The organism is Nonomuraea cypriaca (genome assembly GCF_015645445.1).
In the GTDB taxonomy this organism is placed as follows: domain Bacteria; phylum Actinomycetota; class Actinomycetes; order Streptosporangiales; family Streptosporangiaceae; genus Nonomuraea; species Nonomuraea cypriaca.
The window spans coordinates 1-26,022 of record NZ_JADOGI010000081.1 but is presented as its reverse complement, the minus strand read 5'-3'; the positions used below and the strand labels follow the sequence as shown (position 1 = coordinate 26,022).

The window sequence follows — 26,022 nt, the reverse complement described above, 5'->3', positions numbered from 1 at the left end:
CACCGTCAATACGGCTCAGAAGCCGGGGGCGGGCTGCCAGAGGCTGATCAGCGTTCCCTGGTCGTCGGTGCACGTGCAACCGCGCCCGGACGCGCTGTCGAACACCTCGCCCGTGTCGCCGCCGAGCTTGCGGACCTGCTCCGCCGTCGCGTCGACGTCGCTCACGCGGTAGTAGAGGTTCGGCTGCGACGAGGGCCCGTCGGAGGTGAAGCCCATGGGCACATCCACGTTCGTGACGTGCAGGTACGTCTCGTGCTCTCGCTTGAACTCCCAGCCGAACAGCGCCCCGTAGAAGGCGGCTGCCCGGTCCAGGTCCAGGACGGACAGGGTGTAGTAGCCGAGTTCGACAGTCATGTGCGTACCTCCGCAATAATTGCCGGTAGCGTTAAGGATTAAGAGCTTAACGGAAGCAGGCAAAGATTAACAACAACGTTAATGATGTGGACGCGACACTTGCGGCGCTCGCCGATCCCACCCGGCGCAAGGTGATCGACCTGCTGCGCGAGGGCCCGCGGCCCGCCGGTGAGCTGGCGCAGGCCGTGCAGATGAGCGCGCCCGCCCTCAGCAGGCACCTGCGGGTGCTGCGGGCGGGCGGGCTCGTAGAGGCTGAGGCTGGCGGCGCCGACGCCCGGCTGCGGCTCTACACGCTGCGCCAGGAGCCGTTCATGGCGCTGCAGGCGTGGCTGGACCAGGTGCAGGCGTTCTGGGCCGAGCAGCTCGGCTCGTTCAAGGACCACGTGGAGCGCAACCGATGACGCCCGTGCCGGCGAGCTCCGTCCGGGCCGGCGTCACCGTGCCGGTCGATCCGGCGACCGCGTTCCGGATCTTCACCGACGAGATCGACCATTGGTACGTACGTGGCCGCCACAGCTGGGTCGACCCCGCCCGCGCGGTCGCCATCCGGTTCGAGGACGGCTACCTGCGCGAGTTGTGGTCCGACGGCGGCCACGTCGACACCGGCCGCGTGATCGCCTGGGAGCCGCCGCACCGCCTCGTCTGGGCCGACCTGATCAACGAGGGCGCCCGAATGGAGATCGAGGTGGCCTTCAGCCCGGTCGAGGGCGGAACCGAAGTGCTGCTGGAGCATCGCGGCCTCGACACGCTGCCCCCGGACGTGGCGGGGCGGATCCGGCGCGGCTACTCGTGGAACATCGCGCTGGGCTGGTTCGCCGGGCAGTGGAAGGGCTAGCTGCCTCCGTTCGCCGGGCAGTGGAAGGCGAGCCCCAGGGTGCGACGTCCGAAGCGGATCATCGTCTGCTCGACGGTGTTGTCCGCGATGCCGACTCAACCCTCAGCGACACGAAGCCGTCTCCGCCGGGGTGGGCCAGGATGACCTTGCTGGTGCGACGCCAGGAAGTGGGGTCGATCCGATCGGCCGGCTCACGCGAGCGACGGGTTGTGGCACGGCGGCATGGTCAAGCTGGTCGATGAGGCGCGCGCGCCGTCCACGCTGGCGTCGGGGCTCGATCGGCAACCGGGCGGCCAGTGGCATCAGCGGGCCTGCGTGGTCGGCGTGGTCGGCGTGGTCGGCGTGGTCGGCGTGGTCGGCGTGGTCGGCGTGGTCGGCGTCACCGCGGCTGGACGCCGCCGTGACGCAGTCCGCTCATGAGCAGGGCGAGCAGGCGGTCGGCTTGAGCTGAGCGGTCCGGGCTGTCCTGGGCGGCCCAGGCGATGGCGCCGACCATCTTCAGCACATCCGCTTCGTCCGCATCGGCGACCACCGCCCCTGATTGCCGCGCCCGCGCCAGCAAGGCGGCCCCCACCTCGAACAACTCCGCATGCCAGGTCGATACCAGGCCACTCTCGCGGTCGAGGGCCGAGTTCATCACCGCGGCCGACAGACCTCGATAGGTCAAGGCATGAATGAGCGCGGCACGCAACCACGTGGACAACGCGTCGAATTCGTCCTCGGCCGTCAGCAGCTCGCGGCCAAGGCCGGCCAACTCCGCCATCTGCTCGGCGAGCACTGCCTCTATGAGATCCAGCCGAGTGGGGAAATGCCGATACAGCGTCCCGCTGGCCACCCCCGCCCGCCGGGCGATCTCGTCCAAGGAGGCGTCCACGCCGAACTCGGCGAACGCGATTCGCGCCTGCTCGACCAGTTGCTCGTAGTTGCGCCGGGCGTCCGCGCGCATCGGACGCCCGGTACGCGACCGCGGACCGTGACCTGCCAGCTCAATCACCGCTCGCTTGCTAACCGGGGACACAGTCCGTTACTGTGCCCGTCTAACCGGACCATGCCTCACCTTACTGGCATGGCCCACCTCAAAGCATGGAGGGCCGCCCCTATGGCGCTGTCGGAACAAGACCGTATCGACATCAACGACCTGATCAATCTCCACGGCCACCTCACGGACGCGGGCGACGATCCGCAAACGATCATCGTGGAGCAGGAAGCCCTCGGGACCAGCGCCACCACCGGCGAGTTCGCGCTTCCCAACATCGTTGTGCTCACCGTGCGCAACGGGCAGATCGCACGTCTGCGCGACTACGCCAACATCCTGGCGGCCGCGGCCGCCATGGGACGCGATATATGAACGCACCACCGCCCTCGATACCGCGGCAACCGACCGGTCAACGGCGATGGCGGGCCAGGCGGAGCTACCGTGCCCTGCGCGCCCGGCTCGACCCGCTCGCGCTCACCCGCGTACGAGCGACGCCGGGCAGACTAGCGGCGGCCGTACTTCTTGTGGACCGCCTGCTTGCTCACGCCGATCGCGTCGGCGATCTGCGCCCAGGCCAGCCCCGCCACCCGGGCGCGCCGCACCTGAACCGCCTCCAGGCGCTCGATCTCCCGGCGCAGCGCGGTGGTGGCGTGCAGTGCCCGCAGCGGATCGTCGTCCTGCGCCTGCCTCATGAGGGTCGCCAGGTCGTTCGTCATGCACCAAAGGTAGACCAGGAGCGGGTCATCTGACCTCCGTCACCAGGCGCACGCCGAGCCCGATCAGCACCACACCCGAAACCTGCTCCAGCCGCCGCCGGACCGCCGGCCGGCCCAGCCACGCCCTGGCCCGTGCGACCAGCCAGATGAGCAGGCCGTACCAGAGCAGATCCACCAGCACCCACACGAGGGCGAGCGTCACCAGCGTCAGCGGCACGTTCTGCCCGGCCGGGACGAACTGCGGCAGGAACGACATCGCGAACACCGCCGCCTTCGGATTGGCCAGGCACGTCCCCGCCAGGTACGACGCCCGCCACCCCGGCACCGCCGTACCCTCGGCGGCCTGCGCCCCCTTGCGGGCCTGCCACAACGACTGCGCGCCCATCACCACCAGCATGGCGGCCCCGGCGACGCGCATGACGTCGTAGGCCAGTTGCGAGGCCACCAGCAGCGCCGACAGCCCGAACGCGGCCGCCAGCCCCCACAGCAGGATCCCCGTCTCGTTGCCCAGCGTGGCGGCCAGCCCGGAACCGCGGCCCGCGCGCAGGGTCTGGCGCAGGATGATCGCGGTGCTGACCCCGGGCACCATGGCCACCAGCACGCACGCGCCGGCGAACGCGACAAGATACATGTCCCGCATGGTGACAGAGCAGGGCGACGCACACGACGGATTTATTCGTACATTTTGGTCAGCTCGGCGACGGTGTCGCACATCAGGGCGCGCAGCTCGGGCGGGCCCAGCACCTCGACGCCCGCTCCCATGCGCAGCAGCAACCAGCGCGCGTGCGTGATCGACTCGACCGGCACCCGCAGCGTGAGCCACCCCTCGGCGTCGGGGTCCCCCGCGCCGGCCATGGCGGCGCTCACGACGTCGGCCCCCATCGTGTACGCCAGCAGGTCGCCGTAGCCGGGGGCGAGCTTGATGACGGCCTCCGCGGTGTACATCCGCTCACGGAACTCCTTGGCGTACTCACGCCAGAACGCGCTCAGCTCGAACCCCTCCGGACGCTGGAAACGCCCGGACAGCGTCTCCAGGGCCAGGATGCGCGCCACCCGGTAGGTGCGCGGTGCGGCCTCGCCTCGCACGACCTCGGCGGGCGGGGCCTCGGCGGGTACGGCCACCATGTACCAGGAGCCGCCCTTGAGCACCAGCCCGTACGGGTGGATCACCCGGTCGACCTCCTGCCGCCCCCACCGCCGGTACGTCATGTGCAGCGGCCGCTGCCCCCACACCGCCTCGGCCACCTCACTGAGATGCGGTACGTCGTCGGCCGAGCGGTACCAGCCCGGCACGTCCAGCAGGAACCGCTCGCGCATCCGGGAGGCGTGCGAGCGCGGTTCTGGCGGCAGCGCGGCCAGCAACTTCAGCTCCGCCGTGGCCGCCACATCGGCCAGCCCCAGCTCGGCCGCGGGGCCGGGCAGCCCCGCCAGGAACAGCGACGACGCCTCCTCGGACGTCAGCCCGTTGAGCCGGGTGCGGTAGCCGTCGAGCAACTGGTAGCCGCCGGTGGGCCCGCGATCGGCGTAGACCGGGACACCGGCCGCCGACAGCGCCTCCACGTCGCGGTAGACGGTGCGTACCGACACCTCCAGCTCCGCGGCCAGCTCGGGCGCGGTCATGCGGCCGCGCGTCTGCAGGAGCAGGAGCAGCGAAAGCAGGCGGCTGGCACGCATGGATCCATTGTATGGCGCACATGAACGGTGTTTATATGAACATGTGGAACGTATGCGGGCAATTATGAACGCCTTGCGCGATCGGGACACCGTCTCGGTCGCCGAGCTCGCCGTCGAACACGGCGTGTCCGAAATGACGATCAGGCGCGACCTGGACGAACTGGCCCAGCAGGGTGTGGTGCGGCGGATCAGGGGCGGCGCGCTGTCTCTGCTGCTGCGCGGCGAGGAGCCGCCGTTCGGCGTGCGCGAGCGCGAGGCGGTGGAGGTCAAGCGGCGCATCGGCGTCGCGGTGGCCGCGCTGATCGCCGACGGGGAGGCGGTGGTGCTGGACGGCGGCACGACCGCGCTGGAGGTGGCCCGCGCCCTGGTCGGCCGCCGCCTGACGGTGCTGCCGCTGGCGCTGCAGTCGGTGTCGATGCTGGCCGCCGCACCGCGCGTGCGGCTGGTGCTGCCCGGCGGGGAGGTACGCCAGGGCGAGCTGAACTTCATGGGCCCGCTGGCCGAGAGCTCGATCAAGGCGTTGCGGTTCGACACGGCGGTGATCGGCTGCTGCGGGCTGTCCGCCGAGCACGGCCTGACGGCGCACGACCTGCCCGAGGTGGCGATCAAGCAGGCGGCGATCGCGTCCGCGCGGCGGGTGATCGTGGTGTGCGACTCGGGCAAGTTCGCGCGTACGGCGTTCGGCGCGGTGTGCCCGATCTCGCGTCTGGACGTGGTGGTCACCGACCCCGGCATACCGCCCGAGGAGCGCGACGCGCTCGTGGCCGCCGGTGTGACGGTCAAGGAGGCCGAGTGAGCCGCGACACCACAGAGACCACCTGGCACCGGCGTGGGCGGGTGGGTCGCGAGCGGGTGGCCGTGTGCCTGTTGTTCTTTCTGGCCGGCGCGGCCATCGGCACCTGGACGGCGCGCATTCCGGCCGTCAAGGAACGCCTCGGGCTCGGCGAGGGCCAGTTCAGCCTCGCCCTGCTGGCCATCGCCGCCGGGGCCGTGATCGGCATGACGGCCGTGGGCCGGCTGGTGGACCGGTACGGCAGCAGCCGCGTCATGATCCCGGCCGCCCTGCTCCAGGGCGTCGTGCTCGTCCCGCCCGCCTATGCCGGGAACCTGGGCGTGCTGGCCGCGACGCTGCTGGTGTTCGGGATGGTGCACGGGATCCTCGACGTCGCCATGAACGCGAACGCCGTCGAGGTCGAGCGGGCCCACGGGCGGCCGATCATGTCGTCGTTCCACGCCGTCTACAGCGTCGGCGGGTTCGCCGGGGCGGCGGCCGGCGGTCTGTTCGCGCATGTCGCGGTGTCGGCGGCGGTGACGTTCCTGGTGATGGGGGCACTCGTCGCGACGCTCGCGTGCTGGGCCGCGCGGTGGGCGCTGCGCTCGGTGCCCTCTCCCGGCGGCCCTTCCGGCGGAACGGCAGGGCGTCCCAGGGGGATCGTGTTCCTCGGCGTGCTGGCGTTCTGCTGCCTGGTGGGCGAGGGGGCGGCGACCGACTGGAGCTCGGTCTACCTGCGTGAGGACCTGGCCTCCTCGCCCGGGTTCGCGGCCGCCGGGTACTCCGCGTTCTCCATCATGATGACGGCGGGCCGGCTGGCCGGCGACCGGTTGGCGGCCAGGTTCGGTGTGGTGCCGCTGGTGCGCTGCTGCGGGCTGCTCGCAGCGACGGGACTGGGGCTGGCGCTGCTGGGCGGGCATCCGGTGGCGGGGGTGGCCGGATTCGCCTGCTTCGGGGCCGGGCTGTCATGCATCGTGCCTCAGGTGTTCTCGGCCGCCGGTCACCGGGATCCGGCGTTCGCCGGCCGGGCGCTGGCGCGGGTCGCCTCCATCGGCTACCTGGGCTTCCTGTCCGGGCCTGTGCTCATCGGGGCGGCAGCCGAGTTGGCGGGCCTGCCCCGAGCCCTGGCCATCCCGGCCCTGCTGGCCGCCTTCGTCGCCCTCGCCGCCACAGCACTGAGAACCCGCGCCCACCAGCCCATCACCTGACCACCCCCAAGCACCCCTACCGGCCGACCACCCAGACCACGCCGAGGACCTTGCCGAGAGACCATCAGGACCACGCCACGAACCCTGCCCGCCGACCGCTCCAGGCCACGCCAAGAACCCTGCCGAGAGACCATCCCAACCACGCCGGTGTCCCAGACGAGTAACTCCGCCCCGCGAACCGCCGCCTCGACACCCCCGCAGAGTCCTCCATCGGTGTCGGGCCGCACCGCATGCTGAACCGGCGCTCCCGCCGCGCACCCACGGGTCCGCGATGGGGACCCGTGGTGAGGACCCGTGGCGGGTCAGCCGAACTGCTGCCAGCCCAGTCTGATCACCATGGCCACGACCACGCACAGCAGCACGACCCGGACGAACGCCGAGCCCCGCTTGAGCGCCATCCGCGCGCCGAGTTGGGCGCCGGCCACGTTGCACACGGCCATGCCCAGCCCGAGCGCCCACTGCACGTGCCCCTGCGCGCCGAACACCAGCAGCGCCCCGACGTTCGTCCCGATGTTGATGATCTTCGCGGACGCGGAGGCGGAGATGAAGTCCAGGCCCAGGATGGTGGTGAACGCGATGATCAGGAACGTGCCGGTGCCCGGCCCCATGATGCCGTCGTAGAACGCGATCACCACCCCGGCCGTGGCCACCGCGGCGAACAACCTGGCGTTCGTCCGTAACCGCGGCTGCGGCACGGCGCCCATCGCGGGACGCAACGTCACGAACGCCGCCACCGCCAGCAGCACCACCATGACGGCGGGCCGCAGCACCTCGGTGGAGATCGCCGCCGCCGCCCACGCGCCGAGCCCGGCGCTCACCACGGCCATCCCGGCCGCCGGCAACGCCACCTGGCGATCGACCTTGGTGGAACGCGCGTACGCGATGGCCGCCGAGGTGGTGCCGAACACAGAGGACAACTTGTTGGTCGCCATCGCCTCGACGGTCGGCATCCCGGTCATCAGGGTGGCGGGAAGCTGCAACAGCCCGCCACCGCCGACGACCGCGTCGATCCACCCCGCCCCGGCCGCTGCCGCCAGCAACACCAGGACCTGCTCCAGCGACACGCCACTCCCCCGATTTCCCCCCAAGAAACCTCATGAGTGTACAAGTCGCACTTTGTCACCCTTCGCCACCCATGCCCCAACGGCCGGCAACACGACGGCACCTGCGCCGGACGGACGTGGCGGGCGAGGTCCACGGCAGGGAGCACGGCGGTTGGTCAATGCGCCCGGAGCGCGGCCTCTGGACGTGGCGGGCGATCACCAGCAAGGAGCGTGGCGGTCCCCGGACCTGGCGGGGTGGTCAGCGGGCCGGGGTCAGGGTGCGCTTTCTGGAGGCGTAGATGTCGTCGATCAGTCCGTAGACGCGCGCCTGCTCGGCCGTGAAGATGCGATCCCGCTCGATGTCCTTCCTGATCTCCAGAATCCCCCGCCCCGAATGCCGGGACAGGATCTCCTCCTGCTGGTCGCGCATCCGCAGGATCTCCCTGGCGTGGATCTCCAGGTCGCTCGACTGCCCGCGCCCGCCCTCCGCGTGCGGCTGGTGCAGCAGGACACGGGCGTGCGGGAGCGCGGCGCGCTTGCCCGGCGTGCCCGCCGCGAGCAGGACGGCCGCCGCCGAGGCGGCCTCCCCGATGCAGACCGTGTGGATCTCCGGCCGGACGTACTGCATCGTGTCGTAGATGGCCGCCATCGCGGTGAACGACCCGCCAGGCGAGTTGATGTAGAGGTTGATGTCCTGGTCGGGGTCGATCGACTCCAGGGTGAGCAACTGCGCCATCACGTCGTTGGCCACGCCGTCGTCGATCGGCACCCCCATGAAGATGACCCGGTCCTCGAACAGCTTGGTGTAGGGGGTCATCTCCTTGCTGCCGTAGGAGGTGCGCTCCGTGAACGAGGGCAGCACGTAACGGCCGTTCATATCAGTTCATCCCTTCTGCGATGTGGTCGACGAAGCCGTAGTCCATCGCCTCCCTGGCGGTGAACCAGCGGTCGCGGTCGGAGTCGGCCTGGATGCGCTCCAGCGGCTGGCGCGTGTGGTGGGCGATGATCTCGGCCATCCGGCGCTTGGTGTAGATCATGTTCTCCGCCTGGATGGCGATGTCGCTCGCCGAGCCGCCGATGCCACCGAGCGGCTGGTGCATGACGACCCGGGCGTTGGGCAGGGCGTAGCGCTTGCCGGGGGCGCCCGCCGTCAGCAGCAGCTGGCCCATGGACGCGGCGAACCCCATCGCCACCGTGGCCACGTCGCACGGAACGAACTGCATCATGTCGTAGAGCGCCATCCCGGCGTGCACCGACCCGCCCGGGGAATTGATGTAAAGCGTTATGTCGCGCTTGGGATCCTCGGCCGCCAGCAAAAGCATCTCGCCGCACAGCCGGTTGCATATGTCGTCGTCGACCTCCTGGCCGAGGACGAGAATGCGCTCCTTCAGCAGGCGCTGGCTGAGCTGGTCAGGCCAGGCCGGGCGCTGGGTCTCCGTCATGACGGTCGCCTTTCTGTACGGATGCATTTCCGATAAAACGCTAGACCCGGCGAGCCGGAATTCCGGAACGTTTTCGCTGGCGGCGCATTTCTCTAAGGGCGCATTTCTCCGTGAGCGAATAAGTGTCGACATACAATCGCGAGTGTGAGAAGGAACCTGCCCCGCCGGTGGGCGTGCCTCATCCTGGGCGGGGCGCTGCTGATGCCGTACATGATGGCCGGGGTGCTGGTCGTGGGCCTGTGGCAGGGCGAGTCCACCAACCTGCTGCTGCCCGCCCAGGTCGGCGTGTTCGCCGCGGTGCTGCCGGTGGTGGCGGTGACCGGGCTGTTCCTGCCGGTGCGCGCGCTGGAGGTCAGCGCGGCGCAGGGCCTGCTCGGCGCCCGCGTCGAGACCCCGCCGCGGCAGACGCGCCGTCCCTGGCAGGAGCGCCGCCGCACCGCCGCGTGGTTCACGCTGCACCTGGCGGTCGGCGGCGTGGTCAGCGGGTTCACGCTGGCGATCGTGCCGTTCACGGTGTTCACGCTGGCGTTGCCGTTCATGGGACGGCCGATCGAGGTGATCGGCTTCTGGGTCACGCCGGGCGGGACGACGGCGCTGTGGGCGCTGACCGGGCTGGCGGTGCTGGCGGCGCTGGTCGCGATGGCGGCGGGAGCGGGTGCGCTGCTGGCCAGGCTGGCTCCGGTCCTGCTCGGCCCCACCCCGTCCGAGCGGCTCGCCGCCGCCGAGGAGCACGCCCGTACGCTCGCCGAACGCAACCGCCTGGCCCGGGAGCTGCACGACTCGGTCGGCCACGCGCTCAGCGTCGTGACCCTGCAGGCCGCGGCGGCCGGCCGGGTGCTCGACCGCGACCCCGGCACGGCCAGGACCGCCCTGGCGGCCGTCGAGCAGGCCGCCCGCGCCGCCCTGGAGGACCTCGACCACGTCCTGGGCGTCCTGCGAGACGGCGACCACACCGGCCGGGGACCGCAGGCGACGCTGGCCGACCTCGACGAGCTCGTCGCCGCCTCCGGCGCCCGGGTACAACAGGAGGTGGGCGACCTGTCCGGCGTGCCCGCCGTCGTCTCCAGGGAGGCCTACCGCATCGTCCAGGAGGCGCTCACCAACGCCATCAAGCACGGCCACGGCCCCGTCCGCCTGGCCGCCGCCGTACGGGGAGACGACCTGCGGCTCGAGGTGACCAACCAGGGCGGCGGCGGGGGCTCCCGTACCGGCGGCAGGGGGGTGACGGGCATGCGCGAGCGCGTACGGCTGCTGCGCGGCGACCTCGAGGCCGGCCCCACGGACACCGGCCCCGAGGGTGGCCCCGAGGGTGGCCCTGAAGGTGGATGGACGGTCACGGTGCGCCTGCCGCTACGGTCTACCCCATGACCGTCAAAGTGGTGATCGCCGACGACGAGGACCTCATCCGCGCCGGACTGCGCATCATCATCGACGCCGAGCCGGGCCTGAGCGTGGTCGGGGAGGCCGCCGACGGCGCCGCCGTGCTGCCCGTGGTGCGCCGCGAGCGGCCCGACGTCGTGCTGATGGACGTCCGCATGCCGGCCCTCGACGGGATCGCGGCCACGGCCCGGCTCGTGGCCCTGGACGACCCGCCCAAGGTGCTGGTGGTGACCACGTTCGAGAACGACGACCACGTCTACGACGCGCTGCGCGCAGGCGCCAGCGGGTTCCTGCTCAAACGCACCAGGCCGGACGAGCTGATCCGGGCGATCGAACTGGTCGCGGCGGGCGAGTCGCTGCTGTTCCCAGCCGCGATCAGGACGCTGGCCGGCCGCCGCCTCGCCGGCCCGGCGCGCGGGCACGTGCCCGGCATCGACCGGCTGACGGGCCGCGAGGGCGACGTGCTGCGGCTCATGACCAGAGGTCTGTCCAACCACGAGATCGCCGCCGAGCTGGTCGTCAGCCAGGAGACGGTCAAGACGCACGTCGGCAACGTGCTGGCCAAGCTCGGCGCCCGCGACCGCACCCAGGCCGTGATCGCCGCGTACGAGTCCGGCTTCGTCTCCTCCCGCTGACCGCCGCTACCGCACGTCGCCGCGGCGCATCAGCTCGGCGGCGGGCAGCAGGGTCGCCTCCGCGGCGGTCAGCCCGGTGGCGGCCAGTGCCCGGTCGACGAGCCGCAACCCCACCGCGTATCCCGCCATGTCGGGTATGCCGCGCGGTTCCTGCCCGAAGATCCGCGTGGCGCTGTCCCCCAGCACGTACGCCGGCGTGTTCTGCATCCCCGCCAGCTCGAAATCGGCCATGATCAACTCGTACGCCCGGTCGAACGCCTCGCCCGTCACCATCGACGACCACGGCCCCATCGCCGCCGGCCCCGACAACTCGCGTACGAACGCCTCGGCCAGCCCTTCGGCCACCACGTGCTCGCCCACGGTCACCGTCGCCGGGTTCCACTCGACGTTGGTGTAGCGCACGTTGTGGTGGAACTCGTGCACGGCGCAGTGGGCGATCCTGCCGATCACCTCGTCCGAGGGCCAGGCCAGCAGGTAGAGCCAGCCGGGCGCGCCGCCCATCCCGTAGTAGCCGGCGGCCGTCCCCATCAGGTGCTGGTTGTCCGGATTGCCCATAACGAACATCACCTGCACCAAGTCGGCCTGCTTGGCCCCGCTCAGCCGTTCTGAGGCGCGCTCCAGCTCCCGCCGCACCTGTCCGAGCACGTCGGCCTCGATCATGCGCCGGACGGCGGGCAGGTAGCGCGGGTCGTCGGCGTCGGTGCGGAAACCGCCGCCGTGGTGGTGGATGTCGACGATGTCGCCGGGCATCGGTATGACCTCCCGCATCGGCGCCAGCATCTCCCGCAGCGCGTCCGGCCGCCGTTCGAGCGGCCGCTCCAGCAGATCGGCCATCACTGTGAGGGTGTCGTGAACGATGAACTCCATGCCTGCCGACGCTAGAGCCTTACGTAACGTCAGGCTCAAGCCGTCACAGCTGCGGCTCATCGCCGGGCTCGTCTCCGGGTGATCGGCCCGGCGTGCCCGGCCCGGTCTCGGTGGGCGACGGCGAAGGCGACGTCGAGGGCCGCGGCTCCGGACTCTGCGGGACCGGCGGCGGCGTCGGCACGAACACCGTCGGCGGCAACTGCCTCGGCTGCGTCTCCGTGTCACTCCTGCCGAACAGCAGCAGCAACAGGATGGCCGTGACGAGCAGCAACAGCAGCGCCACCGCCAGCGCGGCCATCAGCACTCGCCTGCGCGTCTCGGTCAGCGGCCTGCGCTGCCTGGTGGGCGGCGCCGTGGGCGTGCGGTCGGTCAGCCAGTACGGCACGAAGTCGGGGCCGTGGGCCTGCCCGAGCAGCGTGCCGCCCACCATCACCGGATCCAGGAACCGCTCCGCCCCCGGCCGGCCGGGCACGTACGGCACCGCCACCCACGGCGCCCGCCCGGTGTCGCTGCCGAGCACCTCGGGGGAGCCCTCCAGCACCGTGCCGCGTGACCTGGGCGCCCGCCCCAGCCACGAGCGCACCCCGGACCGCTCCCCGGCGGCCTCCTTGATCGCGGTCACGAACCGCTCGCGCGCCGCGGCGTCGAACGCGGCCCCTCTCGTCAGCGTGGCCAGCGACACAGCGCGCCCGTCAGGCGCCTGGCCCAGGTACACGAAACCGGCCGGAGCCGCGTGCAGGCGCGCCTGGACCACGAACGGCCCCAGCCGGGGCGGATCGCCGTACTGCAGGGGACTTGCCACGTTTGCCATGAAAGCACAGACGTGGCGTCGTGCACGTTTGCGGCACGTTTGGTGGAATGGCGTCATGAGCGTCGCCGAAGAGTTGCCAGGCGGAACCGACGCGGCACTGCTGCGTCAGAGTCTCGACGAGGTCCGGCGTGTCATCGTCGGGCAGGACCACATGGTCGAGAGACTGGTCGTGGCCCTGCTGGCCCGTGGACACTGCCTGCTCGAAGGAGTCCCGGGCGTCGCCAAGACCCTCGCCGCCGCCACCCTGGCCACCGTCGTGGGCGGCACGTTCGCCCGGATCCAGTTCACCCCCGACCTCGTGCCGAGCGACATCATCGGCACCCGCGTCTTCCATCCGTCCAACGAGAAGTTCGATGTCGAGCTCGGCCCGGTGTTCGTCAACTTCCTGCTGGCCGACGAGATCAACCGCGCCCCGGCCAAGGTGCAGTCCGCGCTGCTGGAGGTGATGGCCGAGCGCCAGGTCACCCTCGCGGGCGTCACCCACCCGCTGCCCAAGCCGTTCATCGTGCTCGCCACGCAGAACCCCATCGAGTCGGAGGGCGTCTACCCGCTGCCCGAGGTGCAGCGCGACCGCTTCCTGTTCCGGGTCCGCGTGCCGCACCCCACCGCCCACGAGGAGCTGGAGATCCTGCACCGGATGAGCGTCACCCCGCCCGCCCCCGAGCGGGTGCTCGACCCCGGCAAGCTGCTGGCCCTGCAGCAGGCGGCCGAGGACGTCTCGGTGCACCAGCTCGTCGCCGACTACGTCGTACGCCTGGTCATGTCCACCCGCAACCCCGCCGAGTACGGCCTGGCCGACCTCGCCGAGACCATCGAGATCGGCGTCAGCCCCCGCGCCACGCTCGGCCTGGTCTCGGCCGGGCGGGCGCTGGCCCTGCTGCGCGGCCGCGACTACCTGCTGCCCGACGACGTACGCGACGTCGCCGTGGACGTCATGGGGCACCGGATGATGCTCACCTTCGACGCCCTGGCCGACGGAGTCGACCCCGACCAGGTCGTCAAGCAGATCCTGCACGCCGTGCCGCCGCCCCTCGTCGTCTGGAACCAGGGCCGTTGAGCACCGCGGAACAGGCGCTGCGCCGACTCGAGCTGACCGTCACCAGACGGCTGGACGGCCTCCTGCACGGCGCCCACCAGGGACTCCTGCCCGGCACCGGCAGCGAGTCCGGCGACAGCCGCGTCTACGTGCCCGGCGAGGACGACGTGCGCCGCATGGACTGGAACGTCACCGCGCGCACGACCGTCCCCCACGTGCGCGACCTCATCGCCGACCGTGAGCTGGAGACCTGGGCGCTGGCCGACCTGTCGCCCAGCATGGACTTCGGCACCGCCGACACCGACAAGCGCGACCTGGTCGTGTCCGCCGTCGGCGCGATCGGGTTCCTGTCCAGCCGGATGGGCGACCGGTTCGGCGCGCTGGTGCTGCACGATGAGTACGTGCACCGCATGCCCGCCCGTACCGGCCGCCCCGCGCTCTACGGGCTGCTGAACTCCCTCATGGACGCCCCGCGCGGCCGGATCGTCCCCGACCCGCCCGACCTGGCGGAGGGCATCGAGGTGCTGTCGGCCAGCCGCAGGCGGCGCGGCATGCGGCTGATCGTGTCCGACTTCCTCGAGGCCCACCCCGACCTCGACCCCGACGCGGAACGCCCCTGGGAACGCCCCATCCGCCGCCTGGCCGCCCGCCACCAGGTGCTCGCCGTCGAGGTCATCGACCCGCGCGAGCTCGAACTGCCCGACGTCGGGCGGGTGGCGTTCGCCGACCCCGAGACCGGGAAGGTACGCGAAGTGCACCTTTCGCCCAAAATTCGGCAAGCGTACGCGGAAGCGGCCGCCCTGCAACGGGAGGGCACCCGCCGGGCCCTGCGCCGCGCCGGGATCGCCCACCTGGTGCTGCGTACCGACCGGGACTGGGTGTTCGACGTCGCGCAGTTCGTCCTGCGTCAGCGCCGCATGAGCCACCTCGCCCACCGGAGAGCAACGTGACGTTCCTCGCCCCCGCCTGGTTGTGGCTGGCGCTGCTGGTGGCGCTGCTGGTGGCCGGCTACGTCGTGGCGCAGTTCGCCCGCCGCCGCTACACCGTGCGCTTCACCAACCTGGCCCTGCTCGACCTCGTCGTCCCCGGCGGGCCGGGCTGGCGCCGCCACGTCGCGCCCGCGTTGTTCCTCGTCATGATGTCGCTCCTGGTCATCGGCGCCGCCAAACCCGCGGGCGAGGTACGCGTGCCCCGCGACCGCGCCACCATCATGATCGCCCTGGACGTGTCGCTGTCCATGGACGCCGACGACGTCCAGCCCGACCGGATCAGCGCCGCCAAGACCGCCGCGCAGGCGTTCGCCAGGGAGCTGCCCGAGCGCTTCAACGTCGGCGTCGTCTCCTTCGCCCGCTCGGCCAACGTGGTCATCTCCCCCACCACCGACCACCAGGCCGTCGTCACCGCCATCGGCAACCTCACCACCCGCCCGGGCACCGCGATCGGCGAGGCCGTCTTCAACGCGCTCGACTCGCTGCGCTCGTTCGACCAGCAGGCCGCCACCGATCCGCCGCCGGCCGCGATCGTGCTGCTGTCCGACGGCGACAACACCTCCGGCAGATCGGTGAACGAGGCCATCGAGACGGCCCAGCAGGCGCGCGTACCGGTCTCCACCATCGCGTACGGCACCCAGGAGGGCACCGTCGACATCGACGGCCGCCCGGTGAACGTGCCGGTCAACAAGCAGACCCTGCAGTCGTTGTCCGACGGCACCAGCGGCCGCGCCTACAGCGCCGAGTCCGGCAGCGAGCTGCGCGAGGTCTACGAGCAGATCGGCACCTCGCTCGGCTACAAGCTGGTCAACCAGGAGATCACCCAGTGGTTCATCGTGGCCGCGATCCTGGCCGGACTGCTGGTGGCGGGCGCCGCGGTCATGTTCGGTTCCCGCATCCCGTAACGTTTTGCCACGTGGCCCACTACTTCTCCGAGCAGCCCGAGACCAGGAGCAGACCGGGCGTCGTCGACCTGGTCCTGCCCGATCTGCACCTGCGGCTGGAGACCGACAGCGGCGTGTTCTCGCCCGAGCGGATCGACCTGGGCACCCGCGTGCTGCTGGAGAGCGTCCCGCCGCCGCCCCAGGAGGGCGACCTGCTCGACCTGGGCTGCGGCTACGGGCCGATCGCGCTGACCATGGCCGCCAGGGCGCCCGGGGCGACGGTGTGGGCCGTCGACGTGAACCGGCGCAGCCTGGAGCTGACCGCCAGAAACGCCCAGGCCGCCCGCCTTTACAAAGTAAATTCGATACATGTCGATGAAGTGCCAGAAGACGTGAAATTTCGGGCTATCTGGTCTAATCCTGCGATCCGGATTGGGAAACAGGCTCTGCACGAGATGCTCACCAGGTGGCTCACCCGGCTGACGCCCGACGGCGTGGCCTACCTGGTCGTCCAGAAACACCTCGGCTCGGACTCCCTGCAACGCTGGCTCGGCGAGCAGGGCTGGCAGGCCTCCCGCGAGGCCAGCCGGGCCTCCTACCGCATCCTGAAGGTGACCCGATGAGAAGGCAGCTGCGCCCCACCGACGTCAAGCGGCTCAACCGCACCTGGCGCAGGAACACCGCCAACCGCCTCGGCCTCATCATCGAGTCGGTCACCGGCCCGTTCAACGTCGGCTCGATCTTCCGCACCGCGGCCGCGTTCGGCGTGGACCAGATCTGGCTCGCCGGCAACGCCACCCCGCCGACCAACCCCAAGGCGGGCAAGACCGCGCTGGGCACCGAGCGGCTGGTCACCTGGCACGAGCCGGTGCCGGCCACCGAGGCGGTCAAGGCCGCCAGGGAGGACGGCTACGCGGTGCTGGCCATCGAGCTGACCGCGGAGGCCGTCCCGCTGCACAGGGCCGATCTCGGCCGCGACGTGTGCCTGGTGGTCGGCAGTGAGGACCACGGCTGCTCCCCCGCCCTGCTCGACGCCGTGGACGGCGTCTGCTACATCCCGCAGGTCGGCCGGGTGGGCTCGTTCAACGTGGCGGTGGCCGCGGCCATCGCGCTCGCCGAGGCGCGCCGCCAGGAGTGGCAGAAACTCGCCGATTCGTAACCCCGACGTTCACGCACGAACAACTCACTGAGGGCATACTTCTGGACGTGCTCAGCCGCCGCTTCGCTTTTCTCGACCATCCGGGCCCGCTCGCCTTCGCGCACCGCGGAGGCGCCGCCGAGGGCGCGGAAAACTCCATCGCGGCCTTCGAGCGGGCGCTCCGGCTCGGATACACCTACCTGGAGACCGACGTGCACGCCACCTCCGACGGCGTGCTGGTGGCCTTCCACGACCACACGCTGGACCGCGTCACCGACCAGCGCGGCCGCATCTCCGAGCTGCCCTACCGGGCGGTCAGGCAGGCCAGGATCGGCGGGGTCTACGAGATCCCGCTCCTGGAGGACCTCCTCGGCACCTGGCCGGAGACCCGCTTCAACATCGACGTCAAGGAGGCCGCCGCCATCGCCCCGCTGGCCGAGGCGATCAGGCGCACGGCCTCCCATGACCGGATCTGCCTGACCTCCTTCTCCGACGAGCGGCTGGTGCTGGCCAGGGCGGCGATCGGCAAGAACGTGTGCTCGGCGCTCGGGCCGCGCGGCGTGGCGGCGCTGCGCGCGGCGGCCGCCACCTCCGGCTACGGCCGGCTGCTGGCCCGCCTGTCGCGCGCCGGGGTCCCGTGCGCGCAGGTGCCGGTCGGCTTCCGCGGCCTGCGCGTGGCCACCGGCCGCCTGGTCCGTACGGCCCACGCCATCGGCATGCAGGTGCACGTGTGGACCGTCAACGACGCGGCCCGCATGGAGCGCCTGCTCGACCTGGGCGTGGACGGCATCATGACCGACAACGTCACCGGCCTGCGCGAGGTGCTGGAGCGCCGCAGCCTGTGGCATCCCGGCCGCATGGCCGCGTAGCGGTGAGCCCCGTGAGCACCGCATGAGAGCGCCGTGACAGCCGGCCCATAGCAGCGAGCACCGCCATCCCCGACACAGGGCGGTCCGGTCCCCCCGGCCGCAGAGGAGCGACACGACACCATGCCCGTACCCGCACCCCCCGCGGCCCTCGACGACTCCCCCGCAGCGCGCCGGCGCGAGCAGCGCGGCTGGTACCTCTACGACTGGGCCAACTCCGCCTTCTACACCACGGTCATCTCGGTCTTCCTCGGCCCGTACATCATCCCGGTCGCCAAGACGGCGGCCTGCGCCAAAGACTTCCCCGGCGTGGCCGCCGACCGGTGCGTGGCCGACTTCGACGGCCTGGCCGCCGCCAGCCCGGGGCTGGGCTACGTCGACGTGCTGGGCGCCGACATCAGGCCGGCCGCGTTCTTCGGGCTGATGGTGACGGTCGCGGTGTTCCTGCAGATCGTGGCGCTGCCGATCGTCGGCGCGCTGGCCGACCACACCGGCCGCAAGCGGGAGTTGCTCGGCGGCTTCGCCTACGCCGGGGCGCTGGCCACGATGGGCCTGTACTTCGTCGAGGGCGACCGCTACATGCTCGGCGGCGTGCTGTTCGTCCTGGCCAACCTGGCCTTCGGGTCCTCGGTCGTGGTCTACGACTCGTTCCTGCCGCAGATCTCCAGCCCGGCCGAGCGCGACAAGGTGTCCTCGCGCGGCTGGGCCATCGGCTACCTGGGCGGCGGCGTGCTGCTGGCGCTCAACCTGGTGCTGTTCCTGCAGCACGCCAGTCTGGGCCTGTCCGAGGGCATGGCGGTGCGGATCAGCATGTTGTCCGCGGGCCTGTGGTGGGCCGCGTTCACCGTCTTCCCGCTGCTGCGGCTGCGCAACCGGCCCGTGCCCGCACACGAGCGCACGGCGCTGCGCTCGGTCGGCGGCAGCTTCCGCCAGCTCGGCCGTACGCTGGCGGAGCTGCGCAGATACCCGCTGACGCTGCTGTTCCTGGTGGCGTACCTGGTCTACAACGACGGTGTGCAGACGGTCATCGGCAACAGCGCGGCCTTCGCCTCCGAGGCGCTCAAGCTGAACCAGACGGTGCAGATCACGGCAATCCTGATGGTGCAGTTCGTGGCGTTCTTCGGGGCGCTCCTGCTGGGCCGGCTGGCCCGCGGATTCGGCACCAAGCGGACGGTGCTCGCCAGCCTCGTGGTGTGGACGATGATCGTGGCTGCGGCGCTGTTCGTGGCCGAGGGGCAGGAGGTGCAGTTCTACCTGATGGCGTTCGCGATCGCGATCGTGCTGGGCGGCACGCAGGCGCTGTCGCGGTCGCTGTTCTCGCAGGTGATCCCGAAGGGGCGGGAGGCCGAATACTTCAGCCTGCTGCAGATCAGTGACAAGGGGTCGGCCTTCATCGGCTCGCTGACGGTCACGATCGCGCTGCAGCTCACCAACAGCTATCGCATCGCGATGATCTCCATGATCATTTTCTTCGTGGTCGGGTTCGTCCTGCTCGCCCTGACGAACCTGCCCAAGGCCATCCGGGCCGCGGGCAACGAGGTGCCTGAACGCATCTGACCAGGCGTCTCAGGGTCGCCTCAGGGGCGTCTCACGGCTTCTCACGGCGTCTTAGCGGCTTCTCAGGGGCGGATGAGCGCCTTCAGCGCGGGTAGCACCGAAGCGCGGGAGGTGTCATGAGGCTCGCGGTCATCGGCGGAACCGGGCGGATCGGGTCACTGGTCGTCCAGAACCTGAACGCGGCCGGGCACGAGGCGGTGCCGCATTCGCGGCGCACGGGGGTCGACGTGCTCACCGGCCAGGGCGTGGACGCGGCGCTGGCCGGCGCCGACGTGGTCGTCGACCTGACCAACTCCCCGAGCTTCGACCACGTCTCCCTCGCGTTCTTCCAGACATCGACGTCCAACCTGCTGGCCGCCGCCCGGCGGTCAGGCGCCGGACACTTCGTCATCCTGTCCATCGTCGGCGTCGACCAGGTGCCCGAACTCGACCACTACCGCGCCAAGACCCTCCAAGAGGGCCTGCTCAAGGCCGGCCCCGTCCCCTACTCGATCGTCCGCGCCACCCAGTTCATGGAGTTCATCGACACCGTCCTTTCCTGGACCGCCGGCGACGACACCGTCCGCCTGCCTCGCACCCCTCTCCAGCCGGTCGCCGCGGCGGACGTCGCCGCCACCGTCGCCGAGGTCGCGGCGGGACCACCCCTGGGCGGCACCCTCGACCTGGCCGGGCCTGACACGTACCCGCTGGACGAGCTGGGCCGGATCACCCTCGCCGCCAAGGGCGACAGGCGCTCGGTGATCATCGACGACACCTCCGGCATGTACGCCCTCGTCCACGGCGACGTCCTCACCGCCGGGAAGGGCGCCCGCATCGCCCCCACCCACTACACCGACTGGCTGAAGCGACACTCGACCAAGATCACCGCACCACCTGTCCCAGCCGACCGGAGAGGACGAAGGAACCCATGAGCAGCGAACATGCGCACCACCTCGAGAACCCCGGCGCGACCACTCCGCCGCCGAAGCTGGACCTCGTCTCGTCGGTGCCGGCGCCCCCGGCACCCGACAACGCCGAGGCGATGACGATCCTGGTCACCTTGCCGCCGGGCAGTGCGGGCAACCCGCCGCACCGCCACACCGGCCCCGCGTTCGGGTACCTGATCAGAGGCGAGATGATCTTCGAACTGGAGGGCGAACCACAGCGGGTCATCAAGGCCGGAGAGGCGTTCTGGGAGCCGGGCGGCGACGTCATCCACTACCAGGACGGCAACAACCTGCCGGACGCCGAAACCGAGTTCGTCGTGACGATGTTCGGTGTGGCCGGGCAGCCGATGCTCATCCCGGTGAGCGCCGAAGAACTCGAAGAGCGCAGGGACCGCCGAGCCCCTCGCCCGTGACCAGGCGGGAGCCCGTTCAGCCGGGTTGCCGCCGGTGAGGGCGGAGAGCCCCCGTCAGGACTGCGCCGAGAGGAGCATCGTGCCCGGCCCCCGGGCCGCCCCTGGGCCGCGTACGGCCGTCACCGTGTCGGCGGTGGCCTCGCCGCCGCAGTGGGGGCAGGTGACGACCGGGGTGAAGCGTTCGCCGCAGGAGTGCACCAGGAGGGCGGGCGGGCCGCCCGGCGGCGTGGACCAGCGATCGCCCCACGCCATCAACGTCAGCAGGGCGGGCACGATGTCGCGGCCCGCATCGGTGAGGACGTACTCGTGGCGTACCGGGCGCTCCTGGTAGGGGTGCTTCTCCACGACTCCGGCGGCGATCAGGTGTTCCAGGCGGCGGGCCAGGAGGTTGCGCGAGATCCCCAGGTCCGCCACCAGGTCGTCGAACCTGCGCAGGCCCAGGAACACGTCGCGAAGGATCAGCGGCGTCCACGGCTCCGCGACGACACCGGCGGCCTGGGCGATGGAGCAGTGCATCTCAGCGAACCTGTTCATGGACCCAGGATAGTGAGTTGATAAAGTGAACTCATGACAGTTCACATTCAGGACTCACCCGCGCTGGCGTACCGGCGGGCGGGCGAGGCGCACGATGTCGACGCGCTCATGGCCACGATCGCCGACGGCGTGGTCTTCCACTCCCCCATCAGCGGCACGGCCGGGTTCGAGGGCAAGGAGGCGCTGCGGGAGCTGTTCTCGGTGGTGTTCGACGTCGTGTCGGAGCTGCGCTACCAGAGCGACATCGGCGACGAGCGGACCCGGGCGCTCACGGCGACCGCGCGGCTGGGCCGGCAGGAGATCCACGAGGCGGCGCTCGTCCGGATCGACGGGGACGGGCTCATCGAGGAGATCACCATGTGGATCCGGCCGCTGCCGGCACTGACCGCGATGATGGCCGCGCTCGTCCCAGCACTGGCCAGGGCCACGGGCAGGCCCGGCCTGCCGCTGCTGGCCGGCGCGGCCGTCAAGCCGCTGGCGGCGATGACCAGGCTCGGCGACAGAACGCTGGTTCCCCTCCTGACCCGCCGACGCCACTCCTGAAGCGCCGCTCGCCGGAGGAAACGCCGCTCGAAAGCGAGAGCACTGCTCTTGACATTGGTGCGCTGCGACGAGAGCATTGCTCTCACATTAGAGCGACGCACTCTTCCAAGGAGCACCGATGGCTTCCCGGCTCACTTCCGCCGCCTTCGCGGCCGGCGGCGTCCTGTTCTTCCTCTATCCGGTGATCCGCCCCTCCACGGACGACGCCGCCGCCATGGCCTCCACGGCGTGGGTCGCCGGGCACGCCGCCGCCATGGCCGGATTCGTCCTGCTCGGCTTAGCCGTGCTCGGGCTGCACCAGGTGCTCGGCGACCGGCTCTCGCTGCGCGCGGCGGTCGTGACCTGGATCGGCGCGGGGCTGACGTTGCCGTACTACGGCGCCGAGGACTTCGGGCTGAACGTCATCGCCCAGCGCTCCCTGCGCGACCAGGCTCCCGCGCTGATGGAACTGGCCGAGCAGTTCAGATACGGGGGCGTCGCGATCGGCATGTTCGCCGCCGGGCTGCTCCTGCTGGCCGCCGGCACGATCATGGCCGCGATCTCGGTGTGGCGGTCCGGCACCCTGCACAGGTGGAGCGGACTGGCGCTGGCGGCCGGGTTCGTGCTGTTCATCCCGCAGTTCTTCGGCCCGTATCCGCTGCGGATCGCGCACGGCGCTCTCGTCATGATCGGCGGATTGTGGCTGGCGGCGGCCCTGTCCGGGGCCGGGCGACGGCGCGCGATTCGCTGAATCAGCGGGGTCTGTGAAGAACCGAGGCCCCAAGCGCGATTGGATCACCTCGCGGATGGGAATCCCATCACGGTACCAAGCGTTAGACACCGTGGGAGACAGACCCCCCACGTATGGGGGCCCTGTAGGAGGCATTTAGACATGGGCGAGCGCGCGCTTCGTGGCACCCGGCTCGGGGCAACCAGCTACGAGAACGACCGTAACACGGATCTGGCCCCACGCCAGGAGGTGTCCTACACCTGTCCCAAGGGCCATCGCTTCGAGGTTCCGCTTGCCGCCGAGGCCGAGATTCCCGCGACCTGGGAGTGCCGCATGTGCGGCGTGACCGCGGTTCGCGTGGACGGCGAGCAGCCGGAGTCCAAGAAGACGAAGCCCCCTCGGACACACTGGGACATGCTCCTGGAGCGGCGGTCCATCGAGGACTTGGAGGAGGTGCTCAACGAGCGGCTCGCGGTCTTGCGGGCTCAGCGTCGTAAGAGCGCCTGACATCTTCTCACGGTGAAACCCCCGGGCCGGCGGCTCGGGGGTTTTTCTTCGAGCCGCCGGCCCTGCTACGCGTCGCGGTCCTCTCGGATGACCTCGCCGTGCACGACCCTGCCATCTCTCTGGCCGTCTTTTTTCTGACTGCCGTCCTGCGGGACCCGGGCGCCCGGCTCCGGCGGGAAGCCTGGCGTCCCGAACAGATGTGCGTACGGTGACGCGGCCGCCATCCGCTTCACCCTGCGATCGAAGAACCAGGCGCCCAGGCGGCGCATCAGCGGCCGGGTGAACGGCAGGATGCACAGGAACCCGAACACGTCGGTGAAGAAGCCCGGCGTCAGCAGCAGCGCGCCGCCCACCAGGATCAGGCCGCCGTCTGCGAGCTCCCGCTCGGGCATCCGGCCGACCTGCAGCGCCTCCTGGAGCGCGCGCCAGGCCCTGCGGCCCTCGCGCCGCACCACCCAGGCGCCCAGAAGGCTGTCGGCGATGAGCAGGGCGACGGTCGCCGGCCCGCCGATCACCGAGCCGACCTGGATCAGCAACCAGACCTCCAGGACGGGGATGAGCAGGAAGGCCAGAAAGAGCAGCAGCCGCATCGTTTTCCTCGATTCCGCACACGCGCGTACAGCTGGAACAACGCCTGGCCGGCCCGAAGCGTTCCACCCCCGCCGAGCCGAACCGAACGGCTTCCGCGCTCCGCTCGCGAACGGCCGGGGCGGGCGACACCAACCACAGGGACGACCCGGCACGCCACGACAGGGGGGTGGGTAGGGGCGGTTGGGGCGGCGTAGGCGCTTGGGGAGGCCGGTGACGCCCCACAGGCCGATGCGCCACAGCGCCTCGGACATGACCTTGCCGCTCATCTTGCTCTTGCCGACCGTACGCTCAACGAACGTGATGGGCACCTCCACCACCCGCAGCCCGTTCCTGGACGTGCGCAGCGTCAGGTCGACCTGGAAGCAGTAGCCCTGGGACTCCACGCCGGACAGGCCGACCTTCTCCAGGGTCGCGGCCCGGTAGGCCCGGAAGCCGGCGGTCGCGTCGCGTACGGGCAGGCCGAGCATGACGCGGGTGTAGACGTTGGCGCCCTTGGACAGCAACTCGCGCCGGTGCGGCCAGTTGACCACCTTGCCGCCGGGCACGTAGCGGGAGCCGATGGCCAGGTCCGCGCCGTCGGACAGCGCCTCCAGCAGCTTGGGCAGCTCCTCGGGCTGGTGCGAGCCGTCGGCGTCCATCTCGACCAGGACGTCGAAGCCTTCGTTCAGCCCCCAGCGGAACCCGGCGATGTACGCCGCGCCGAGCCCCTGCTTGCCTGGCCGGTGCAGGACGTGGACGTGGTCGTCGTCCGCGGCGAGCCCGTCGGCGACCTCGCCGGTGCCGTCGGGGCTGTCGTCGTCGGCCACGAGCAGGTGGGCCTCCGGCACGGCGGCGCGGACCCGCTCGACGATCAGTGGGAGATTGTCACGCTCGTTGTACGTCGGCACCACGACGAGCACCCGGCCGAGAGTCTCCATGGTCAGTCGTTCCTCATCCGGTCGCTCGTCGCCTGCCACGCCACGCGGCGAGCCCGGCGGCCGCCGCTCCCATCACCATCAATGCCCACTCAGGAAGCGCCCCCACCTTCGTCGCGATCGTCTCCTGGGTGCGTACGGGCACCTTGACCACGTTCATGTCCGCGACCAGCTCGCGGGTCTGCCAGGAGACCTTACCGTCAGGCGTGACGTACGCCGAGATGCCCGTCGTGGCGGCGGTGACGACGGCCCTGTTGTGCTCGACCGCCCGCAGCTTGGACATGGCCAGTTGCTGCGGCGGAAGGTTGGACTCGGCGTAGGAGGCGTTGTTGGTCTGCACCACGAGCGGGGTGCCGCCGGCCCGCACGGTCTCGCGCACGGTGCCGTCGTAGGCCACCTCGTAGCAGTTGACCGCGCCGATCGTGACCGGCCCCAGCTTCAGGTCGCCCGGCCGGTCGCCGGCGACCGACTGCCTGCCGACCAGGCTGGCCCGCTCCCACAGCGCCAGCACGATCTCCTTGAACGGGGTGTACTCCCCGAACGGCACCAGATGCTGCTTGTCGTAGTAGTCGCCCGCCCCGGTCACCGGGTCCCACACGAGGCTGCGGGTGGCACGGCGATCGTCGCCGATCGCGACCACCGCGCCGACCAGCGTGGGGACGCCGACGTCGCGCACGGAGTCGTGGATGATCTGCCTGGCGTACTCGTCGCGGTAGGGGTCGATGTCGGTCGAGTTCTCCGGGAGGACGACGATGTCGGGCTTGGGCAGCTTGCCCTCGCGTACGGCCTGGGCCAGGCGCTTGGTCTCGTTGGCGTGGTTCTTCAGCACGACGGCGGGCTCGTCGCCGAGGGCGTACATGCCGCGGCCCGGGACGTTGCCCTGCACGATGCCGACGTTGATGGTGCGGCCCTCGTCCCCCGGCCTGGGGATCGCCAGGCTCAGCAGCGGCACGGCCAGGGCCAGTGCCACGGGGACGACCCCGCGCGCCACGGCGGCTCGCGGCGGCCCGCTCTCGCGGCGGGCCAGCGCCGCGTGGGCCAGCAACGCGCCGCACAAGGCGACGGCGAAGGACACCAGTGGCACGCCGCCCAGCGCCGCGTAGGAGGTGAACGGCGACTCGCCCTGGCTGAACGCCGCCCGCGCCCACGGGAACCCGCCGATCGGCACCAGGCCGCGGGCCCACTCCATGGCCACCCACAGCCCGCCGAACCACAGCGGCCCCGCGGGCAGCCTGAACACCAGCGCGGCCAGGGCGGCCATGGCGGCGTAGAACAGGCTTTCCACGCCGACCAGCATGAACCAGACGTCGTCGCCGATGGTGCGCACCCAGGCGAGGGTGGGGAACAGGAACACCGCGGCGCCCAGGTAGCCGAGCCAGGCGGCCCTTCGCGGGCGGGCGCCGTGGAGCGAGCCGGCGATCATGGCTATGCCGAGCGGCGCGCACCACCACCAGTCGAGCGGCGGGAACGCGGCGAACAGGGTGATCCCGCCGGCCACGGCCGCCGCCACCCGGGCCAGGAGCGTCCACCGCGACTCCCGCCCGGCGTCGCTCGCGCCGTCGCGCGCCACGACTGCCGTCGCGCCCCCACCGGGACCGTCCCCATCGGGAACGTCCTCTCCGGGACCGTCCTCTTCGGGCCGGGCGTCTGCCACGCGCTCAGAGGCCGCTCCCGCCTCGGTCTCAGACCCTGCCCCGAGCCC

General features: G+C 71.1%; 33 protein-coding genes. 20 read left to right on the top strand and 13 right to left on the bottom strand.

The window, feature by feature from the left end; translation table 11 throughout:
* Positions 1 to 15: 15 nt before the first annotated feature.
* Positions 16 to 354, bottom strand: coding sequence for a VOC family protein (locus tag ITP53_RS25590; RefSeq protein WP_195897984.1), 339 nt, complete (start codon positions 352 to 354; stop codon positions 16 to 18).
* Between the two features lie 86 nt (positions 355 to 440).
* Here ITP53_RS25590 and ITP53_RS25585 point away from each other — a divergent pair, with 86 nt between their 5' ends.
* From ITP53_RS25585 to ITP53_RS25575, 3 genes are all read left to right on the top strand, one after another.
* The gene (locus ITP53_RS25585) at positions 441 to 755 is read left to right on the top strand and encodes an ArsR/SmtB family transcription factor (RefSeq protein ID WP_328815725.1); all 315 of its coding nucleotides are present in this window, start codon (positions 441 to 443) and stop codon (positions 753 to 755) included.
* Positions 752 to 1,189 (top strand): SRPBCC domain-containing protein, encoded by a 438-nt coding sequence (locus ITP53_RS25580; protein WP_195897983.1) that lies wholly within the window; start codon positions 752 to 754, stop codon positions 1,187 to 1,189. The genes ITP53_RS25585 and ITP53_RS25580 overlap by 4 nt, the downstream gene beginning before the upstream one ends.
* Positions 1,190 to 1,411: 222 nt before the next feature.
* Entirely contained in the window at positions 1,412 to 1,609 is a 198-nt protein-coding gene (locus ITP53_RS25575; protein ID WP_195897982.1) for a hypothetical protein, read from the top strand.
* On the opposite strand, the gene ITP53_RS25570 is transcribed toward ITP53_RS25575, so the two are convergent.
* Positions 1,569 to 2,135, bottom strand: coding sequence for a TetR/AcrR family transcriptional regulator (locus ITP53_RS25570; protein WP_195897981.1), 567 nt, complete (start codon positions 2,133 to 2,135; stop codon positions 1,569 to 1,571). The two genes, ITP53_RS25575 and ITP53_RS25570, sit on opposite strands and share 41 nt — an antisense overlap.
* A 153-nt stretch (positions 2,136 to 2,288) precedes the next feature.
* Between ITP53_RS25570 and ITP53_RS25565 the strand changes: the two genes are divergently transcribed.
* Complete coding sequence (locus tag ITP53_RS25565; RefSeq protein WP_195897980.1) at positions 2,289 to 2,537, top strand: nuclear transport factor 2-like protein; 249 nt, start codon at positions 2,289 to 2,291, stop codon at positions 2,535 to 2,537.
* Positions 2,538 to 2,668: 131 nt separating this feature from the next.
* On the opposite strand, the gene ITP53_RS25560 is transcribed toward ITP53_RS25565, so the two are convergent.
* From ITP53_RS25560 to ITP53_RS25550, 3 genes are read right to left on the bottom strand one after another with little or no spacing between them, the layout of a single operon-like run.
* Entirely contained in the window at positions 2,669 to 2,881 is a 213-nt protein-coding gene (locus tag ITP53_RS25560; protein WP_138711476.1) for a hypothetical protein, read from the bottom strand.
* A 25-nt stretch (positions 2,882 to 2,906) separates the two neighbouring features.
* On the bottom strand, positions 2,907 to 3,512 hold the full coding sequence (locus tag ITP53_RS25555; protein ID WP_195897979.1) for a LysE family translocator: 606 nt from the start codon (positions 3,510 to 3,512) through the stop codon (positions 2,907 to 2,909).
* A gap of 41 nt (positions 3,513 to 3,553) precedes the next feature.
* Positions 3,554 to 4,555 carry a helix-turn-helix transcriptional regulator gene (locus ITP53_RS25550; RefSeq protein WP_195897978.1) on the bottom strand — a complete coding sequence of 334 codons (1,002 nt, stop codon included), beginning with the start codon at positions 4,553 to 4,555 and terminating at the stop codon, positions 3,554 to 3,556.
* Between ITP53_RS25550 and ITP53_RS25545 the strand changes: the two genes are divergently transcribed.
* Both ITP53_RS25545 and ITP53_RS25540 read left to right on the top strand, forming a co-directional pair.
* Positions 4,554 to 5,351, top strand: a complete 798-nt coding sequence (locus ITP53_RS25545; protein WP_328815720.1) for a DeoR/GlpR family DNA-binding transcription regulator — start codon at positions 4,554 to 4,556, stop codon at positions 5,349 to 5,351. The genes ITP53_RS25550 and ITP53_RS25545 overlap by 2 nt on opposite strands.
* Positions 5,348 to 6,535, top strand: coding sequence for an MFS transporter (locus tag ITP53_RS25540; protein WP_195897976.1), 1,188 nt, complete (start codon positions 5,348 to 5,350; stop codon positions 6,533 to 6,535). Before ITP53_RS25545 ends, ITP53_RS25540 begins: the two co-directional genes overlap by 4 nt.
* 302 nt (positions 6,536 to 6,837) lie before the next feature.
* On the opposite strand, the gene ITP53_RS25535 is transcribed toward ITP53_RS25540, so the two are convergent.
* The 3 genes from ITP53_RS25535 to ITP53_RS25525 form a co-directional block, all read right to left on the bottom strand.
* Complete coding sequence (locus ITP53_RS25535) at positions 6,838 to 7,599, bottom strand: TSUP family transporter (protein ID WP_195897975.1); 762 nt, start codon at positions 7,597 to 7,599, stop codon at positions 6,838 to 6,840.
* A gap of 238 nt (positions 7,600 to 7,837) precedes the next feature.
* Positions 7,838 to 8,455 (bottom strand): ATP-dependent Clp protease proteolytic subunit, encoded by a 618-nt coding sequence (locus tag ITP53_RS25530; protein ID WP_195897974.1) that lies wholly within the window; start codon positions 8,453 to 8,455, stop codon positions 7,838 to 7,840.
* A gap of 1 nt (position 8,456) precedes the next feature.
* Positions 8,457 to 9,047 carry a ClpP family protease gene (locus ITP53_RS25525; protein WP_268961138.1) on the bottom strand — a complete coding sequence of 197 codons (591 nt, stop codon included), beginning with the start codon at positions 9,045 to 9,047 and terminating at the stop codon, positions 8,457 to 8,459.
* 117 nt (positions 9,048 to 9,164) lie between these two features.
* Here ITP53_RS25525 and ITP53_RS25520 point away from each other — a divergent pair, with 117 nt between their 5' ends.
* Both ITP53_RS25520 and ITP53_RS25515 read left to right on the top strand, forming a co-directional pair.
* The gene (locus ITP53_RS25520) at positions 9,165 to 10,388 is read left to right on the top strand and encodes a sensor histidine kinase (RefSeq protein ID WP_328815717.1); all 1,224 of its coding nucleotides are present in this window, start codon (positions 9,165 to 9,167) and stop codon (positions 10,386 to 10,388) included.
* Complete coding sequence (locus ITP53_RS25515) at positions 10,385 to 11,035, top strand: response regulator transcription factor (RefSeq protein ID WP_195897972.1); 651 nt, start codon at positions 10,385 to 10,387, stop codon at positions 11,033 to 11,035. The genes ITP53_RS25520 and ITP53_RS25515 overlap by 4 nt, the downstream gene beginning before the upstream one ends.
* 6 nt (positions 11,036 to 11,041) lie before the next feature.
* On the opposite strand, the gene ITP53_RS25510 is transcribed toward ITP53_RS25515, so the two are convergent.
* Together ITP53_RS25510 and ITP53_RS25505 are read right to left on the bottom strand one after the other, a co-directional pair.
* Positions 11,042 to 11,902 (bottom strand): DUF2268 domain-containing protein, encoded by an 861-nt coding sequence (locus ITP53_RS25510; RefSeq protein ID WP_195897971.1) that lies wholly within the window; start codon positions 11,900 to 11,902, stop codon positions 11,042 to 11,044.
* 43 nt (positions 11,903 to 11,945) lie between these two features.
* Positions 11,946 to 12,713, bottom strand: a complete 768-nt coding sequence (locus ITP53_RS25505; protein WP_195897970.1) for a hypothetical protein — start codon at positions 12,711 to 12,713, stop codon at positions 11,946 to 11,948.
* Between the two features lie 55 nt (positions 12,714 to 12,768).
* Between ITP53_RS25505 and ITP53_RS25500 the strand changes: the two genes are divergently transcribed.
* The 9 genes from ITP53_RS25500 to ITP53_RS25460 all read left to right on the top strand — a co-directional run bounded on the left by ITP53_RS25500 (position 12,769) and on the right by ITP53_RS25460 (position 20,522).
* Positions 12,769 to 13,770 (top strand): AAA family ATPase, encoded by a 1,002-nt coding sequence (locus ITP53_RS25500; RefSeq protein WP_195897969.1) that lies wholly within the window; start codon positions 12,769 to 12,771, stop codon positions 13,768 to 13,770.
* Positions 13,767 to 14,699 carry a DUF58 domain-containing protein gene (locus ITP53_RS25495; protein WP_328815714.1) on the top strand — a complete coding sequence of 311 codons (933 nt, stop codon included), beginning with the start codon at positions 13,767 to 13,769 and terminating at the stop codon, positions 14,697 to 14,699. The genes ITP53_RS25500 and ITP53_RS25495 overlap by 4 nt, the downstream gene beginning before the upstream one ends.
* Complete coding sequence (locus ITP53_RS25490) at positions 14,696 to 15,643, top strand: VWA domain-containing protein (protein ID WP_195897968.1); 948 nt, start codon at positions 14,696 to 14,698, stop codon at positions 15,641 to 15,643. Before ITP53_RS25495 ends, ITP53_RS25490 begins: the two co-directional genes overlap by 4 nt.
* A gap of 11 nt (positions 15,644 to 15,654) precedes the next feature.
* On the top strand, positions 15,655 to 16,245 hold the full coding sequence (locus ITP53_RS25485; RefSeq protein WP_195897967.1) for a class I SAM-dependent methyltransferase: 591 nt from the start codon (positions 15,655 to 15,657) through the stop codon (positions 16,243 to 16,245).
* Positions 16,242 to 16,781, top strand: a complete 540-nt coding sequence (locus tag ITP53_RS25480; protein WP_195897966.1) for a TrmH family RNA methyltransferase — start codon at positions 16,242 to 16,244, stop codon at positions 16,779 to 16,781. The genes ITP53_RS25485 and ITP53_RS25480 overlap by 4 nt, the downstream gene beginning before the upstream one ends.
* Positions 16,782 to 16,828: 47 nt before the next feature.
* On the top strand, positions 16,829 to 17,629 hold the full coding sequence (locus tag ITP53_RS25475) for a glycerophosphodiester phosphodiesterase family protein (RefSeq protein ID WP_195897965.1): 801 nt from the start codon (positions 16,829 to 16,831) through the stop codon (positions 17,627 to 17,629).
* A 120-nt stretch (positions 17,630 to 17,749) separates the two neighbouring features.
* Positions 17,750 to 19,183, top strand: a complete 1,434-nt coding sequence (locus ITP53_RS25470; protein WP_195897964.1) for an MFS transporter — start codon at positions 17,750 to 17,752, stop codon at positions 19,181 to 19,183.
* Positions 19,184 to 19,299: 116 nt separating this feature from the next.
* Entirely contained in the window at positions 19,300 to 20,094 is a 795-nt protein-coding gene (locus ITP53_RS25465) for an SDR family oxidoreductase (protein WP_195897963.1), read from the top strand.
* The gene (locus ITP53_RS25460) at positions 20,091 to 20,522 is read left to right on the top strand and encodes a cupin domain-containing protein (RefSeq protein WP_195897962.1); all 432 of its coding nucleotides are present in this window, start codon (positions 20,091 to 20,093) and stop codon (positions 20,520 to 20,522) included. Before ITP53_RS25465 ends, ITP53_RS25460 begins: the two co-directional genes overlap by 4 nt.
* Before the next feature lie 54 nt (positions 20,523 to 20,576).
* Here the strand turns inward: ITP53_RS25460 and ITP53_RS25455 are convergent, their stop codons facing one another.
* On the bottom strand, positions 20,577 to 21,056 hold the full coding sequence (locus ITP53_RS25455) for a winged helix-turn-helix transcriptional regulator (protein ID WP_207756413.1): 480 nt from the start codon (positions 21,054 to 21,056) through the stop codon (positions 20,577 to 20,579).
* A 33-nt stretch (positions 21,057 to 21,089) separates the two neighbouring features.
* On the opposite strand from ITP53_RS25455, the gene ITP53_RS25450 reads away from it, so the two are divergent.
* The 3 genes from ITP53_RS25450 (at position 21,090) to ITP53_RS25440 (ending at position 22,815) form a co-directional block, all read left to right on the top strand.
* Positions 21,090 to 21,599, top strand: coding sequence for a nuclear transport factor 2 family protein (locus ITP53_RS25450; RefSeq protein ID WP_195897961.1), 510 nt, complete (start codon positions 21,090 to 21,092; stop codon positions 21,597 to 21,599).
* Positions 21,600 to 21,717: 118 nt separating this feature from the next.
* Complete coding sequence (locus ITP53_RS25445; protein WP_195897960.1) at positions 21,718 to 22,329, top strand: hypothetical protein; 612 nt, start codon at positions 21,718 to 21,720, stop codon at positions 22,327 to 22,329.
* A 141-nt stretch (positions 22,330 to 22,470) separates the two neighbouring features.
* Positions 22,471 to 22,815, top strand: a complete 345-nt coding sequence (locus ITP53_RS25440) for an RNA polymerase-binding protein RbpA (RefSeq protein WP_125637410.1) — start codon at positions 22,471 to 22,473, stop codon at positions 22,813 to 22,815.
* A 65-nt stretch (positions 22,816 to 22,880) separates the two neighbouring features.
* On the opposite strand, the gene ITP53_RS61745 is transcribed toward ITP53_RS25440, so the two are convergent.
* Together ITP53_RS61745 and lnt are read right to left on the bottom strand one after the other, a co-directional pair.
* Entirely contained in the window at positions 22,881 to 24,323 is a 1,443-nt protein-coding gene (locus ITP53_RS61745; RefSeq protein WP_195897959.1) for an FxsA family protein, read from the bottom strand.
* 13 nt (positions 24,324 to 24,336) lie between these two features.
* The coding region (lnt, locus tag ITP53_RS25430) for an apolipoprotein N-acyltransferase (protein WP_236051173.1) at positions 24,337 to 26,022 on the bottom strand (1,686 nt) is incomplete at its 5' end.

What these genes read in the sequence shown, in the direction of transcription:
- ITP53_RS25450 (WP_195897961.1), top strand. Translation starts at nt 21,090, where the DNA reads ATGACAGTTCACATTCAGGACTCACCCGCGCTGGCGTACCGGCGGGCG.
- ITP53_RS25480 (WP_195897966.1), top strand. Translation starts at nt 16,242, where the DNA reads ATGAGAAGGCAGCTGCGCCCCACCGACGTCAAGCGGCTCAACCGCACC.
- ITP53_RS25555 (WP_195897979.1), bottom strand. Translation starts at nt 3,512, where the DNA reads ATGTATCTTGTCGCGTTCGCCGGCGCGTGCGTGCTGGTGGCCATGGTG.
- ITP53_RS25515 (WP_195897972.1), top strand. Translation starts at nt 10,385, where the DNA reads ATGACCGTCAAAGTGGTGATCGCCGACGACGAGGACCTCATCCGCGCC.
- ITP53_RS61745 (WP_195897959.1), bottom strand. Translation starts at nt 24,323, where the DNA reads ATGGAGACTCTCGGCCGGGTGCTCGTCGTGGTGCCGACGTACAACGAG.
- ITP53_RS25455 (WP_207756413.1), bottom strand. Translation starts at nt 21,056, where the DNA reads ATGAACAGGTTCGCTGAGATGCACTGCTCCATCGCCCAGGCCGCCGGT.
- ITP53_RS25570 (WP_195897981.1), bottom strand. Translation starts at nt 2,135, where the DNA reads ATGCGCGCGGACGCCCGGCGCAACTACGAGCAACTGGTCGAGCAGGCG.
- ITP53_RS25505 (WP_195897970.1), bottom strand. Translation starts at nt 12,713, where the DNA reads ATGGCAAACGTGGCAAGTCCCCTGCAGTACGGCGATCCGCCCCGGCTG.
- ITP53_RS25575 (WP_195897982.1), top strand. Translation starts at nt 1,412, where the DNA reads ATGGTCAAGCTGGTCGATGAGGCGCGCGCGCCGTCCACGCTGGCGTCG.
- ITP53_RS25445 (WP_195897960.1), top strand. Translation starts at nt 21,718, where the DNA reads ATGGCTTCCCGGCTCACTTCCGCCGCCTTCGCGGCCGGCGGCGTCCTG.
- ITP53_RS25460 (WP_195897962.1), top strand. Translation starts at nt 20,091, where the DNA reads ATGAGCAGCGAACATGCGCACCACCTCGAGAACCCCGGCGCGACCACT.
- ITP53_RS25470 (WP_195897964.1), top strand. Translation starts at nt 17,750, where the DNA reads ATGCCCGTACCCGCACCCCCCGCGGCCCTCGACGACTCCCCCGCAGCG.
- ITP53_RS25550 (WP_195897978.1), bottom strand. Translation starts at nt 4,555, where the DNA reads ATGCGTGCCAGCCGCCTGCTTTCGCTGCTCCTGCTCCTGCAGACGCGC.
- ITP53_RS25500 (WP_195897969.1), top strand. Translation starts at nt 12,769, where the DNA reads ATGAGCGTCGCCGAAGAGTTGCCAGGCGGAACCGACGCGGCACTGCTG.
- ITP53_RS25530 (WP_195897974.1), bottom strand. Translation starts at nt 8,455, where the DNA reads ATGAACGGCCGTTACGTGCTGCCCTCGTTCACGGAGCGCACCTCCTAC.
- ITP53_RS25525 (WP_268961138.1), bottom strand. Translation starts at nt 9,047, where the DNA reads ATGCATCCGTACAGAAAGGCGACCGTCATGACGGAGACCCAGCGCCCG.
- ITP53_RS25510 (WP_195897971.1), bottom strand. Translation starts at nt 11,902, where the DNA reads ATGGAGTTCATCGTTCACGACACCCTCACAGTGATGGCCGATCTGCTG.
- ITP53_RS25440 (WP_125637410.1), top strand. Translation starts at nt 22,471, where the DNA reads ATGGGCGAGCGCGCGCTTCGTGGCACCCGGCTCGGGGCAACCAGCTAC.
- ITP53_RS25465 (WP_195897963.1), top strand. Translation starts at nt 19,300, where the DNA reads ATGAGGCTCGCGGTCATCGGCGGAACCGGGCGGATCGGGTCACTGGTC.
- ITP53_RS25580 (WP_195897983.1), top strand. Translation starts at nt 752, where the DNA reads ATGACGCCCGTGCCGGCGAGCTCCGTCCGGGCCGGCGTCACCGTGCCG.
- ITP53_RS25545 (WP_328815720.1), top strand. Translation starts at nt 4,554, where the DNA reads ATGGATCCATTGTATGGCGCACATGAACGGTGTTTATATGAACATGTG.
- ITP53_RS25560 (WP_138711476.1), bottom strand. Translation starts at nt 2,881, where the DNA reads ATGACGAACGACCTGGCGACCCTCATGAGGCAGGCGCAGGACGACGAT.
- ITP53_RS25590 (WP_195897984.1), bottom strand. Translation starts at nt 354, where the DNA reads ATGACTGTCGAACTCGGCTACTACACCCTGTCCGTCCTGGACCTGGAC.
- ITP53_RS25565 (WP_195897980.1), top strand. Translation starts at nt 2,289, where the DNA reads ATGGCGCTGTCGGAACAAGACCGTATCGACATCAACGACCTGATCAAT.